Source organism: Sphingopyxis sp. (assembly GCF_035686825.1).
Taxonomy (GTDB): domain Bacteria; phylum Pseudomonadota; class Alphaproteobacteria; order Sphingomonadales; family Sphingomonadaceae; genus Sphingopyxis.
This window is the reverse complement of the sequence record NZ_DASRYZ010000005.1, coordinates 68,666-81,464: the sequence shown is the minus strand read 5'-3', so window position 1 is coordinate 81,464 and position 12,799 is coordinate 68,666. Positions and strand designations below refer to the sequence as shown.

The window sequence follows — 12,799 nt, the reverse complement described above, 5'->3', positions numbered from 1 at the left end:
TGCCTCGCATCCGGCGTCAGAGAATCGAGTAAGCTCCGTCGACGGTAAGCTCGGTTCCGGTCATGAAGCGCGAGGCATCAGAGGCGAGGAACAGGATCACGCCCGCGACGTCGGCGGTCTCTACCCAGCGCCCCATCGGAAACTGTGCCGCGACAAAGGCCTTGGCTTCCGCCTCGCTGGCGAAGCGCCCCGCGGCGATGCCAGGCGCAAGCCCGCTGCGCCCGAGATCGGTGTCGACCGGGCCTGGGTGCACCGAATTGACGCGGATTCCATAGCCGGCACGCGCAAATTCCACCGCAACGGCCTTGGTCAGCATCCGGACCGCACCTTTGCTGGCGGAATAGGCCGCCTGCATCGGCCCGGCAATCTGCCCGTAGATGGACGAAAGGTTGATGATCGAACTTTCGCCGCTTCTGGCCATCAGCGCCGCGGCCGTCTGCATTCCGAGCCAGACGCTTTCGACGTTGACCGTCTGCACACGCCTGAACTCCTCGAGCGTCGTCGACAGGACCGGTTTGTTCAATATCATGCCGGCATTGTTCACCAGAATGTCGAGACGGCCTTCGGTTGCCTCGACCGATGCAATCACCGCCTTCCACTGTTCGCCATCGGTGACATCGTGGGCGATGAAGCGCCCGCGATCGGGGGCGGCGCCTCCGTGGTCGATATCGCTGGCGACGACGGTGGCGCCAGCCTCGGCAAGGAGCCGCGCCGTATGGGCTCCGATGCCCTTTGCCGCTCCGGTGACCAGCGCCACCTTGCCATCAAGGTCGAACATGAATTTGCTCCCTTTGGATATGGAGCGAGCGACTTTTCTCGCTCGCCGTAGCGATGAATAGAGCTGCGCGGCATTGCTGCCGCGCAGCTTCCCCCTTGTTTCGCGAGCGCGTCAGAAATCGAATGAGAGCTGCGTGCCCCAGGTGCGCGGGCGGCCGTAATTGCCATAATAAGCGCCGGTCACGAGATAGGTCGCATTCTGGCGATAGATTTGATCGGTGACATTGTTCACGAAGAAGCGAAGGCGAACCTTGTCGTCGAGCGCGCCGATCGTTGCCGAGAGATCGACAAGCTCATAGCCCTTCTGGACGTCCTGCGGCTGACCGAAGTAGCGCAAGACATTCTTGCTTCGATATGACGCGTCCGCACGCAGGGTAAGCGACGACAGGAAACCTCCCGACAGCTCGGCGCGATATTGCGCGCCGATCGAGCCGGAGAAATTCGGCGCGTGCGGAAGCGCCATTCCGTCGAGGTTGATCTGCCCGAGTGCCGGGCGGGCGTCGTCGATCGATAGAAAGTCCCGGAAGCGCGCGTGGAGCCAGTTCGCGGACGCATCGAGCGTGAAGCCATCGGCGACTTCGAAGCGCAGCTCGCCCTCGACGCCGTAAATGGTTGCGGGGGCGTTCTGGACAAGCGTTACCGCGGGCGGCCGCGTGATGGTGACCTGCAGGCCCTGATAATCATAATAGAAGGCCGCGAAATTCGCGGTCAGTCGCCGGTCGGATGTCTGCGTCTTGAGGCCGACCTCGAAGGCGTCGAGCACCTCGGGCCGGTAAATGGCTGCAGCGCCGAGCAGCTCGCCGGCACCTCCGGGGAGGTTGGCTCCGCCCGATTTGAAGCCCCGCGAATATTGCGCATAGGCCTTCACATCGTCGGAGAAGTCATATTGCAGATTGACCTTCGGCAGGAACTTGTTCGCCTTAGTCGTCGACTGCACGTCCGAGGCGAGCGGGACGACGGTGCCGTCGGGAAGGTTCAGGAACAGATCCTGCGAGAAATCTTTCTTCTCATGGTTGAACCGCAGCCCGAGATTGATGCGGAATCGCTCCGAAACCGAATAGGTCGCGTCGGCAAATATGGCGATCGAGTCCGTATCGGTGTCGACGCTCTGCACCAGCTGCGTATCGGGAAGGACCCCGAAACCGCCGGCCGCGGCTGCGCCGATGCCAAGGGGCAGGGCGTTGCCGGCCTTCTCGGTGAAATAATAGCCGCCGAGGATCCACTCAAGACTGCCGCTCTCGCCGATCAGCGACAATTCCTGCCCGAACGACTCCGACGGGCGCTTGAAGTTCGTTGCATAGAAGAAGGGGACGTCGGTCGCATCGGCGTCGAACGCGACATTATTCTTGTGGTCGACGTAGCCTGAAACCGAGCGGAGCGACACGCTGTCGGACAGCTTCAGATCGATCTTGCCCGATGCAATGAACGTCTTCGAATTGAGAACATAAGGCGAGTCGCCATAAATCTGGTTGGGCTCGGTCGTCTGCCCCGTCGTCGGCAGAAAGGTCGGGGTGAAAAGCTGCTGATAGGCTCCCCCACCGTTTGACGTTTCGTAGCGTGCCCAAAGATCGACCGTGAGATTGTCGCTGGGTTCGAAGCGAAGGGCGCCGCGGACATAGTCGTTATTGATATTGCCGATGCGGCCCTTGTCGGGCAGCCAGCGGACGAAGCCGTCGTCCTGCTCGTGACCGCCGCTGAGCCGGATCGAGATTGTATCGCTCAGCGGACCCGAGAGATAGCCGCTGATGCCGAGCGCGTCGAAGCTGCCGGTCGACAGATTGACGCCTGCGGTGACGTCGCGCGTCGGCTCTTTCGCGATAAAGTTGATGGCACCGCCTGTGGCGTTGCGGCCGTAAAGCGTGCCCTGAGGTCCGCGAAGTACCTCAATCCGGTCAAGATCGACGGCGCGCAGATAGCCCATCGTCGCGCGCGGCATGAATACGCCGTCGATGTAAGTCGCGACGGTCGGTTCGGTCACGCCGGAATCGACGATCGAGCCGACGCCGCGAATGGAGATCAGCGTCGTACCGGCATGCTCGCCGAAATCGAGATTGGGCACCGCCGCGGTGAGGCTCTCGATATTGTCGATCCCGCGCGTCGCGAGATCCTCGCTCGAAACAGCGGAAATCGCCGCCGGAATGTCCTGAAGGTTCTGGGCTCGCTTGAGCGCGGTCACGACGATCTCACCATCGGCCGGTGCGCTGGCCTCATCGACGGGAGCGCTTTCGGTCTGCGCAAATGCCGTTCCCGACAAATTGGACATGAGTATCGCGGTCCCGGCGCAAAGCAGCATCTTCTTGGTCATCAGTCACCCTCCCAGGTTGTTATCTTCTCGGATTGTATTGGAGTCTAACGCTTGGCGGGCTGCGCCCGCATGCGACTATCAAGGTCGCTTTTCACATGAGCCCAAGGCTCGTGCGTTGTTTGTCGACGACGCTTTGGCGCTGGCGCCAAAGGGGCTGTGCAGCAACAGCGTCCCATCTCACTCTCCCGCGACCGAATCGCTTGTCTCTAGCGGTTTTCTACCGCTCTGTTGATTTGGTCATATGACACTAAACGTTATGTGTCAATTGGTGGGCTGGCGCTCTGGACGGGCGAGGCGGTCGCTGATGATTTGATTTGGTAAACCGCGCGCAAGCGTCGGGTGCCCATACTGTAGGCGGCTACGTACGCATCCCATCGAGTGGGTATCCGGGAGATACAAGATGTCCGCACTCAGCTCAGTGCATCGGCTGAGTCAAAGGTCTGAGCGGAACCGACCAGTGTCCGCCATTGGCGGACTTGGTTCCAAAAGATGACTGTCGCTGGCGGTCAGACTTATCCGAGCCCGCTGCCTTTAATGTGCAAGCTTCAAAGTGATCACGCCCGAGATGATCAGACCGACACCGGCAAACCGCGCAAACGAAGTCGGATCGTTGTAAATGAGCACACCAACAAGGAAGGTCCCTGCTGCACCGATCCCCGTCCAGATAGCATAGGCCGTCCCGATCGGAATGGTGCGTTGCGCGAGCCATAACAGCACGCCGCTGATACCCATGAAAACGATAGCGATAGCGATGCCGCTTAGACGTGTGCTTGGCGTCTGGGCCATTTTCAGGCCCACGGGCCAGCCGATTTCGAACAGTCCGGCCAATACGAGATAAATCCAGCTCATGACGATGCTTCTCCTGCATGCAGAGGTTGAAAGTTTGGCCCATTTTTTCGTGTCAGAAGGCGGGCGATCCGCCCGCGCGTGAACCAGGCATAGGACCAGGAGAGATATACCGAACTGCGGCTTCGGAAGTCGATCAGCAGGAACAGATGCACCATCGACCATAGCAGCCATGCCGCAAAGCCATTGATCTTCATCCACCCGAAGTCCGCCACGGCTCGCGATCGGCCGATGACGGCCATCATCCCCCAGTTGTGATAGCGGAATGAACCGGGATTCGGACCTCCTTCCAGCGAGGCTCGAATGAGGCGGGCGACATATCTTCCCTGCTGTTTTGCGACCGGCGCGAGACCGGGGAGGGAACGGCCGCTCGCATCACGATAGCTCGCGCCATCTCCGATTGCGAAGATTGTCGGGTGACCCGGTACGGAACAATCCGGCTCTACAAAGATGGCGTTATTCTTAGCGGTGCTGGCGCCGATCCATGCAGCGGCGTCGCGCGCTCTTGTCCCGGCGCACCAGATGATATTCGCCGTGGAAATGGCTCGGCCGTTGACGAGGGCGCCGTGAGAATCGATCTGTTCGACCGACGCGTTCAAGCGAACGTTGACTCCGAGCTGCGACAGGGCTGCGAGAGCACAATCTGACTGACCAGGATCGAATGCGGCGAGCAGCCGATCTCCTGCCTCGACGAGGATGATATGGATATCGTCGAGCTGTACGCGGCGATATTCCGCCGCGAGCGTTACGCGCCCAAGTTCCGCAATGGCGCCGGCCATTTCGACGCCCGTTGGGCCGCCTCCAACGACGACAAAGGTCAGGAGTCGCCGGCGCGCCGCTCGATCATTCTCAAGTTCAGCCTGCTCGAACGCGGCCAACAGGCGTTCGCGGATACCCAGTGCATCGTCCATTGTTTTAAGCACGAACGCATGCTTGGCCCAAGCGTCGTTGCCGAAAAAGCTGTAGTCGGCTCCGGTCGCGAGAATGAGATAGTCATAGCCAATCTTGCCGCTGTGCAACGTCACGACTTGATTGGCCGTTGTATCGACGTCCTTCACCTCGTCCATAAGGACGCGCACATTGTCCGCTTGTCTGAATAGGCTTCGTGTGGCGGAGGCAATATCCGATGGATTCAGCGCAGCCGTTGCCACCTGATAGAGGAGGGGCTGAAAGAGGTGATGGTTTGACCGATCAATCAGAGTCACATCGACGTCGGCACCGACAAACCCTTTCGCCGCAGCCAGGCCTCCGAAACCCGCACCGACAATCACTATCTGTTTACGGTCATCGAACATTTGCACGTCTCGCAATCTAAAGCCTTTACATCGCTGTTCGCCAGTTTAGATACGAGCATATGATAACTATTTCAAGAGGCATTTATGGGTAGGCCACGAGTCATTGATCGTGAACGACTGATCGATCTCGCAGAGGAGATCGTTTCGTCATCTGGTGCTAGCGCACTTTCGTTCGGAACCCTTGCGGCCACAGCAAAGCTGCCTAAAGCCAGTGTCCAATCCGTATTCGGCACGCGCGAAGCTCTCATCGACGCGATGCTGGCGCGATGGTTGCAGGCTGAGACGGCGCGATATCAAGCGATAGCCGGAGACACGCCAACGCCCCAGCGGAGAACGCAGGCACATATTGAAACCCTGGGAACTGAGAGCGAAGAGTCCGTGAGACGCGTCGCTTCACTCATGACGGCGCTGGCCGGATCTGACGCACAGAGCGATACTGTAACTAAGTGGTATGGATCCCGTAGTAACGAGCTTGAGGCGTTCGACGACGAAGAGCGCCGCCTTCGCATCGCATTTCTGGCTGCGGAAGGGGCCTTCTTCATACGCCATATAGTGAGATATGAGATGAGTAATGCGCTTTGGGATCAAATCTTCGATGACCTCCGCTCCTTCGTGAAATCGTAGCGAGAGCATTTTGTGATTATGCTTCTCGCGACGAGACGGCTACGCCATGTCAGCTATCCAACATCTGGAACTTGAAGCGAACAGTCCGCCACCAGCCAGTTCTGCTCAGATAATCGAAGTCGGTCGCGGGCGAGGGCGCAATCAGGATGATATCCGCACTTATCGAGCCACTCACGATAGCGACTTGAAAGCTTGCCCCGGGTCAGCCGGCGCTGCTCACTTGCTCGTCAGGACCGCGAACCTCGACCGCCAGTGCTTCGACCCGGTTGGCGATCGCGGTTAGTTCGGCCCGATCTTTCCTCCGCGCCGCGACCAGGCGATCGATCCCCTCCGCCATTTCGGACTGGGGGTCATGGTCAAGCGCCTCGCCGAACAGGACGATATTTTGCCAGAGGCGGGCCAATATTCGGCGGAAGGCCATGATTTGTCTCCTTCGGTAAAAGCGACGCCCGCAGAGCTGGAGCCGGGTTGGCTGCCCTGTGTTGGCTACGCCGGCGCCGGTGTCGATCGCGGAGCTTCGCGGTCTCCGTCGGGACGGATGCGGTACCAGAGCGAGTAGAGCGCCGGCAGGAAGGCGAGGGTGAGGATCGTTCCGCCCAGCGTGCCACCGATCAGGGTGAACGCCATCGACCCCCAGAACACCGATGTCGTGAGCGGGACGAAGGCAAGCACCGCGGCGAGCGCGGTGAGGATCACCGGGCGGGCACGTTGTACCGTCGCCTCGACGACCGCGTCATAAGGCGTGCGCCCCTCGCGCAGATTGTCCTCGATCTGCCCGATAAGGATCAGCGTGTTGCGCATCAAGATGCCCGCGAGCGCGATCAGGCCAAGAATGGCGTTGAAGCCGAAGGGCTGGCCGGTCAGCAGCAGCATCGGAACCACGCCGATGAGGCCAAGCGGCGCGGTCAGCAGCACGATCGCCATCGCCGAGAACTGGCGGACCTGGAGCATGATGACGATCATCATGAGGAGGATCATGATGGGGAAGATCGGTGCCAGCGCGGCGTTCGCCTTGCCGGCCTCCTCGATCGAGCCGCCCATCGTGATCTTATAGTCTGCGGGCAGCGTATCGATGACGGGCTTAAGCTTCTCGAACATCGCTGTCGAAACGTCGGGAGGCTGCAGTCCGTTGGCGATATCGCCGCGGACCGTGATGGTCGGCACCCGGTCGCGGCGCTGCAGGATCGGATCCTCCATGCGAAGCTCGAGTTTGCCGATCTGACTGACCGGAACGCGCCGTCCGTCCGCTGTTGTCAGCGTGAAGTCGCCGACCCTTGCCGGATCAAGCCGTTGTCCGCCGCCCGAGCGGGCGACCACATCGACCATCCTGATATCTTCGCGCGACTGCGATACCGTGGCGCCCGAGAGCAGGAACTGCAGCTGCTCGGCGACGTCGGATGAGGTCAGCCCGAAGGCGCGGAGGCGGTCCTGGTCGAGGACGAAGCGGAGCGTGGGTACCCTCTCGCCCCAATCGGTGTTCACCGTGCGCATCATCGGGTCGGCTACCATGATCGCGCTGACCTTGTCGGCGATGTCGCGCAGCTTGCCGACATCGGGGCCGCTCACCCGGAAGGCGACAGGGTAGGGCGAGGGCGGGCCGAAAAGGAGCTGCGTCACTCGCACCCGGGCCGCCGGCGCCAGGCCTTCGGCCGCCGCTTTTCGTAGCCGGTCCCGGAGCGCGTCGCGGGTCTCCTCGGACGATGTGAGGACGATGATCTTGGCGAAGGAGGGGTCGGGAAGTTCGGGCGCCAGCGACATGAAGAAGCGCGGTGCGCCTTGCCCCACATAGGCGGTAACCACCTTCGCTTCGGGCTGGCGCCGGATCCAGGTCTCGACCTCTTTGGTAGCCGCGCTCGTCCGTTCGATCGACGTGCCTTTCGGCATCTGGATTTCAACGAGGACCTCGGGACGGTCCGACGTCGGGAAAAACTGCTTCTTCACCAGCGCCATGCTCATGCCCGAGACGACGAGCGCGGCGAGCGTGGCGAGGGCAACCTTTTTATTATGTTCGACCGCCCAACGGATCCAGCCGCGCAGTCTCTGGTAGCGGGGCGTCTCATAGATCGCGGCGTGGCCGCCTTCGACGGGCTTGATCGCGGGGAGAAGCTTGACCCCCATATAGGGCGTGAAGATTACCGCGACGAACCAGGAGGCGATGAGGGCGAAGCCGACGACCCAGAAGATGTTGCCGGCATATTCGCCCGCCGTCGAGCGCGCGAAGCCGACAGGCATGAGGCCGATCACCGTCACCAGCGTTCCCGCTAGCATGGGCGCCGCAGTATGGCTCCACGCATAGGCCGACGCCTTAATGCGGTCGTAGCCTTCTTCCATTTTGACGACCATCATCTCGATCGCGATGATCGCATCGTCGACGAGCAGGCCGAGCGCGAGGATTAGCGAGCCGAGCGTGATGCGATCGAGCACCCGGTCGGTTGCCCACATGATGACGAGCGTGATCGCAAGCGTCAGCGGCACCGCGCCCGCGACAACGAGGCCGACGCGCCAGCCGAGCGCGATGAAGCTCACGATCATCACGATCGCAAGGGCTTCGAGAAAGGTGTGCATGAACTGGTCGACAGCGGCCGATATGTTCACCGCTTGGTCGGTGACCCGGGTCAGCGACATGCCGAGCGGCATCTCTGACGCGATGGCGGCAATCTCGGCCTTCAGCGACCTGCCGAGATCGAGGCCGTTCCAGCCCTCGCGCATGATGACGCCGAGGAGAAGCGCGGGCTCGCCTTCGCTGCGGATGAGGAAGGTTGCCGGGTCTTCATAGCCGCGCCGGACCTCGGCGACATCGGCGAGCCTGAGCGTCTTGCCGTTCGCGACCACCGGCAGGTCGCGGATTTTCTCGAGATCGTCGAACGCGCCGTCGATCCGCACCTGGACCTGCGGCCCCTTGGCTTCGATCGCGCCCGCCGGGCTCACGAGATTTTGCTGCGCGAGCGCCGCGAAGATCGCGCGCGGCGAGACGCCGAGCGTCGCCAGCCGGTCCTCGGCGAACTCGACATAGATGCGTTCAGGCTGCTCGCCGACGATATTGACCTTCTTGACGCCGGGCACGTGCAGCAAGCGCTGGCGCAGCGTCTCGGCCTCGCGTGCGAGAGCGCGCTGCGGCTCGCCTTTTGCCTTCAGCGCATAGAGCGCGAAGGTGACGTCGCCATATTCGTCGTTGACGAACGGACCGAGGACGCCCCGCGGCAGCTTCGGGGCTTCATCCTCGATCTTCTTGCGCGCCTGGTAGAATTCCGACTGGACCTCGGACGGCGGCGCCTGGTCGCGGAGGACGAGGGTGGTGAAAGCGAGGCCAGGCCGGGTGAATGTCTCGCTGCGATCATACCATCGCAGCTCCTGCAGCCGCTTTTCGAGCGGCTCGGCCACCAGGTCCTGCATTTCCTGTGCAGTGGCGCCCGGCCAGGCGGTCACGACCGTCATCTGCTTGATCGTGAAGCTCGGATCCTCGGCCCGCCCGAGATTCAGGAAGGCGACGATCCCGGCCAGGCTGATCGCGATGATGAAGAAGAGCGTGACCGCCCGTTCGCGAACCGCGATTGCCGAAAGATTAAACCGGCCGGGCTTGTCGGTCGCCTCGCTCAACGGACCGCTCCCGCCGCGATGCGAACCTTCTGATTGGGATGGAGCAAGTGCGCGCCGAGCGCCACGAAGCGCTCGCCGGGTTTGAGGCCGGACGATATCGTCGCGCTTTCCTCGCCGATCGAGACGAGCTTGACCGGCCGAAAGCGGACCTTCGGACCTCCCTTGGTGTCGACGACCCAGACGCCCGGAGTGCGTCCGCGGTCGTCGACTGCACCAAGGGGGATAGTGAGGAGATCCTTGGTGCCGGGGGAGAGAAGCCTGATGGTAACGGTAGAGCCGAGCGGGGCCGCGGCAGGTGCGCCTCCCAGGATGAAGCGTGCCTCGAATGTCCGGGTTGCCGGATCGGCGGCATCGCCAAGCTGCCGGAGGGTAGCTTGTCCTGTAAGGCCGCTGTAGGTCGACGCCTCGGCGACGGTGCCGATGGCGGGGCGGAGGTCCTCGGGAAACGATATGATCGCCTCGCGCGGCCCCGAGCGCGCCAGCCGCACCACGATCTGGCCGGCAGCGACCACCTGTCCAGGCTCGGCGAGCGTTTCGGCGACGACGCCGTCCGCGTCGGCTACCAGCAGCGTATAGTCGGTATCGTTCCGGCTGGCGTTCGCCTGCGCCTCGGCCGCCGAGAGCTGCGCGCGCGCCGCGAGAGCGTCCGCTCTGGCCTTGTCATAGGCCGATGCCGAAACCGCGCCCGCCGATACAAGATCGCGATAGCGTGCCTCTTCGGCGCTCGTCTGCGCGGCGCGTGCGCGCGCGGCCGCGACCGTGCCCGCGGCCGCCTGCGCTGCAAGCGCATAGTCGGTGGGGTCGATCCGCATCAGCGGCTGGCCGCGGCGGACGGTCTGGCCTGCGTCGACGAGCCGCGCCACCACTTTGCCGCCGACCCGAAAGCCGAGGTCGCTCTGCACGCGTGCGCCGACGATGCCGGTGAATTCGCGGGAGTTGCCCTTGGTCGCGCCGGCCGTGGCTGTGCGGACTAGCGGCGGCATGGTGCGGGGGTCGGTCTCCGTTTTACCGCACCCGGCGAGCACGACGGCTGCCACACCAAGGATTCCGATCGCTCGGGCAAAAGGCAATGACGACACGCAGCTTCCTCCTGTTCAGGAAGATGCAGATGTCACCATGTGACCAATATGTCAACTAGTCACTTGCCAGACTTGCTCAGGGCGCAAGGCTCCGCAGCACCAGGCCTGTTACCTCGGTCTGCGCATCAGGCAGGAGGTCGAGGCTGCGTTCGAGGAAAACCGGATCGATAAAGGGCTTGAGGGCATAGAAGATCGACCGGCGGGTTTCGTCGAGCGGGGTCTTGCGCTCGAACTCGCCGTTCTCGCGGCCTTCCTTCAATATCTCTTCGAGCAGGTCCTGCAGGCGTTCCGAATAGACCCGGACGACCTCCCAGTTTTCAGACGATGCATGGGCCGCGATCTCGTAGAGCTTGCGATCGGTGAAGAGCAATTCGACGGTGGCAGTTGTCACGGTCCTCGAAAATCGGCGCATTTTGTCGGTAGCGTCCTCGCCTCGGTCGACGGCTTCGCGGACCTGCCGATACAGGTCGTCCACACATTCGCCGCAGATCGCCGCGCCGATCGCCTGCTTCGATTCGAAGAAGCGATAGATATAAGCCTTGGAGAAACCGATCTCGCGCGCGAGATCGGACACGGTCGTCTTGTCATAGCCATAATGGGCGAAGCATTCGCGCGCGGCCTTGGCGATCTGGTCCCGCACCGAATGCTCTGCAGGCCCGCGAGCGGCGACCTTGATTGTGCTCTGTGTCTTCATGCAGCCGCCATAGCGCCAAAAGTCCCGATTGACAAATTGTGACCGATAACGTTACTGGTCACATATCACGAGTTGGTTCTTGAAAATTGCGGACGGACAAGAGCATGCGACCTTTATCCTGGACCCTGAGCGCTGTCACGATGGCGGCGCTGCTCGGAGGATGTGCCGTCGGGCCGTCTTATGTTGCGCCCGAGATGGCCGTGCCGGCCGCCTTCATGGGCAGCCCCGCGGTGGAGGCCGCCACATCCGACGCGGCGAAAGTCGATCTAGTGAACTGGTGGCGCTCGTTCAACGATCCGCTGCTCGCGAGGCTGGTCGAACGCGCGCTGGCCCAGAATCTCGACCTGCAGCAGGCAAGCGCGCGCGTCATCCAGGCGCGTGCCGCGCTGCGCCACGCGAAGGCCGATCTGCTCCCGTCCGGGCAGATCTCCGGCCAGGCGAGCGAAAATTACCAGTCGCTCGATACCCCGCAGGGGCGCATTGCCAGTGCCTTTCCCGGCTTCGAGCGGGAGGCGCAGAGTTATGAGATCAATCTCGGCGCGAGCTGGGAGGTCGATATCTTTGGAGGCAAGGACGCGGCGCGCGACGCCGCACGCGCCGAGTGGCAGGCATCAGCGGCGGGGGCAGCCGCAGCGCGGCTCTCGGTCGCAGCGCAGACCGCCGACACTTATGTTGCGATCCGCAGCCTGCAGGCGCGGCTCGACGTCGCGCGCGATCAGTCGCAGATCCAGCAGCAGTTGGTCGACCTGATCGCGCTCCAGTATCGCAAGGGCGTAGCGGCCGAGTTGCAGCTGCGTCAGGCCGAAGGCGCGCTGGCTGCAGTCAAAGCCGGGATTCCCGAGCTCGAGCAGAATCTCGACGCCGCGATGAACGCGCTGGACGTGCTGCTCGGCCTTCAGCCGGGCTCCACGCGACCCGAGCTTGCGGCGGCCGCGCCAATTCCCGATGTCCCGGCGGTGTCGGGTGCCGGCGGTCCCGCCGCGCTTCTTCGCCGGCGACCGGACATCATCGCGGCGGAAAGCACGCTGGCCGCGTCGAATGCGCGGATCGGCGTCGCGATCGCCGAATATTATCCGAAATTCTCGCTAAGTGGGCTGCTCGGTACGGCCACCATGGGCGTCGGCGGACTGTTCGGGGGCGACGCCACACAGGCAAGCGGCATTCTCGGACTGCGCTGGCGCCTGTTCGATTTCGGCCGCATCGACGCCGAGATTGCGGCCGCGCGGGGCCGCAACGCAGAGGCGCTAGCGGCCTATCGCCTGACCGTGCTCAGGGCCTCCGAGGATGTGGAGAACGCCTTCTCGGCGCTCGTCAAGCAACAGGCTCGCGCGCAAATCCTCGGCCAAGGGGTCGCTTCACTCGCCAGGGCGCGCGCATCGTCTCTCGCGGCATACAAGGGCGGCGTTTCAAGCCTGCTCGATGTTCTCGACGCCGATCAGCGGTTTCTCGCCAGCCGCGATGCCGAGATCCAGTCGAAGGCGGCTGCCGCTCGCGCCGCCATCGCTTCCTTCCGGGCGCTCGGCGGCGGATGGGATGCAGCCAATTCGCCGGGCTGAACCAAGTGGGCGCGTGCGGCTTTCAG

At 62.7% G+C, this 12,799-nt stretch carries 10 protein-coding genes; 2 read left to right on the top strand and 8 right to left on the bottom strand.

Going from position 1 to position 12,799, the window contains the following annotated elements:
* Positions 1-16: 16 nt before the first annotated feature.
* The 4 genes from VFG17_RS11515 to VFG17_RS11500 all read right to left on the bottom strand — a co-directional run bounded on the left by VFG17_RS11515 (position 17) and on the right by VFG17_RS11500 (position 5,223).
* Positions 17-757 (bottom strand): SDR family NAD(P)-dependent oxidoreductase, encoded by a 741-nt coding sequence (locus VFG17_RS11515; RefSeq protein ID WP_325029613.1) that lies wholly within the window; start codon positions 755-757, stop codon positions 17-19.
* Positions 758-889: 132 nt separating this feature from the next.
* Complete coding sequence (locus tag VFG17_RS11510) at positions 890-3,082, bottom strand: TonB-dependent receptor (RefSeq protein WP_325029612.1); 2,193 nt, start codon at positions 3,080-3,082, stop codon at positions 890-892.
* Positions 3,083-3,613: 531 nt separating this feature from the next.
* Positions 3,614-3,931 (bottom strand): multidrug efflux SMR transporter, encoded by a 318-nt coding sequence (locus tag VFG17_RS11505; protein ID WP_325029611.1) that lies wholly within the window; start codon positions 3,929-3,931, stop codon positions 3,614-3,616.
* Positions 3,928-5,223, bottom strand: coding sequence for an NAD(P)/FAD-dependent oxidoreductase (locus tag VFG17_RS11500; RefSeq protein ID WP_325029610.1), 1,296 nt, complete (start codon positions 5,221-5,223; stop codon positions 3,928-3,930). The genes VFG17_RS11505 and VFG17_RS11500 overlap by 4 nt, the downstream gene beginning before the upstream one ends.
* 84 nt (positions 5,224-5,307) lie before the next feature.
* Here VFG17_RS11500 and VFG17_RS11495 point away from each other — a divergent pair, with 84 nt between their 5' ends.
* A complete protein-coding gene (locus tag VFG17_RS11495; RefSeq protein ID WP_325029609.1) occupies positions 5,308-5,847 on the top strand; it encodes a hypothetical protein in 540 nt (179 codons plus the stop codon).
* Between the two features lie 202 nt (positions 5,848-6,049).
* Here VFG17_RS11495 and VFG17_RS11490 read toward each other — a convergent pair whose 3' ends face one another.
* The 4 genes from VFG17_RS11490 to VFG17_RS11475 all read right to left on the bottom strand — a co-directional run bounded on the left by VFG17_RS11490 (position 6,050) and on the right by VFG17_RS11475 (position 11,217).
* Positions 6,050-6,268 carry a hypothetical protein gene (locus tag VFG17_RS11490; protein ID WP_325029608.1) on the bottom strand — a complete coding sequence of 73 codons (219 nt, stop codon included), beginning with the start codon at positions 6,266-6,268 and terminating at the stop codon, positions 6,050-6,052.
* A 65-nt stretch (positions 6,269-6,333) separates the two neighbouring features.
* Positions 6,334-9,444, bottom strand: coding sequence for an efflux RND transporter permease subunit (locus VFG17_RS11485; protein ID WP_325029607.1), 3,111 nt, complete (start codon positions 9,442-9,444; stop codon positions 6,334-6,336).
* Positions 9,441-10,427 (bottom strand): efflux RND transporter periplasmic adaptor subunit, encoded by a 987-nt coding sequence (locus VFG17_RS11480; RefSeq protein ID WP_325029606.1) that lies wholly within the window; start codon positions 10,425-10,427, stop codon positions 9,441-9,443. The genes VFG17_RS11485 and VFG17_RS11480 overlap by 4 nt, the downstream gene beginning before the upstream one ends.
* A 172-nt stretch (positions 10,428-10,599) precedes the next feature.
* Complete coding sequence (locus VFG17_RS11475; RefSeq protein WP_325029605.1) at positions 10,600-11,217, bottom strand: TetR/AcrR family transcriptional regulator; 618 nt, start codon at positions 11,215-11,217, stop codon at positions 10,600-10,602.
* A 104-nt stretch (positions 11,218-11,321) separates the two neighbouring features.
* Here VFG17_RS11475 and VFG17_RS11470 point away from each other — a divergent pair, with 104 nt between their 5' ends.
* A complete protein-coding gene (locus VFG17_RS11470) occupies positions 11,322-12,773 on the top strand; it encodes an efflux transporter outer membrane subunit (protein WP_325029604.1) in 1,452 nt (483 codons plus the stop codon).
* Positions 12,774-12,799: the final 26 nt, after the last annotated feature.

What these genes read in the sequence shown, in the direction of transcription:
- VFG17_RS11510 (WP_325029612.1), bottom strand. Translation starts at nt 3,082, where the DNA reads ATGACCAAGAAGATGCTGCTTTGCGCCGGGACCGCGATACTCATGTCC.
- VFG17_RS11505 (WP_325029611.1), bottom strand. Translation starts at nt 3,931, where the DNA reads ATGAGCTGGATTTATCTCGTATTGGCCGGACTGTTCGAAATCGGCTGG.
- VFG17_RS11500 (WP_325029610.1), bottom strand. Translation starts at nt 5,223, where the DNA reads ATGTTCGATGACCGTAAACAGATAGTGATTGTCGGTGCGGGTTTCGGA.
- VFG17_RS11490 (WP_325029608.1), bottom strand. Translation starts at nt 6,268, where the DNA reads ATGGCCTTCCGCCGAATATTGGCCCGCCTCTGGCAAAATATCGTCCTG.
- VFG17_RS11475 (WP_325029605.1), bottom strand. Translation starts at nt 11,217, where the DNA reads ATGAAGACACAGAGCACAATCAAGGTCGCCGCTCGCGGGCCTGCAGAG.
- VFG17_RS11495 (WP_325029609.1), top strand. Translation starts at nt 5,308, where the DNA reads ATGGGTAGGCCACGAGTCATTGATCGTGAACGACTGATCGATCTCGCA.
- VFG17_RS11480 (WP_325029606.1), bottom strand. Translation starts at nt 10,427, where the DNA reads ATGCCGCCGCTAGTCCGCACAGCCACGGCCGGCGCGACCAAGGGCAAC.
- VFG17_RS11470 (WP_325029604.1), top strand. Translation starts at nt 11,322, where the DNA reads ATGCGACCTTTATCCTGGACCCTGAGCGCTGTCACGATGGCGGCGCTG.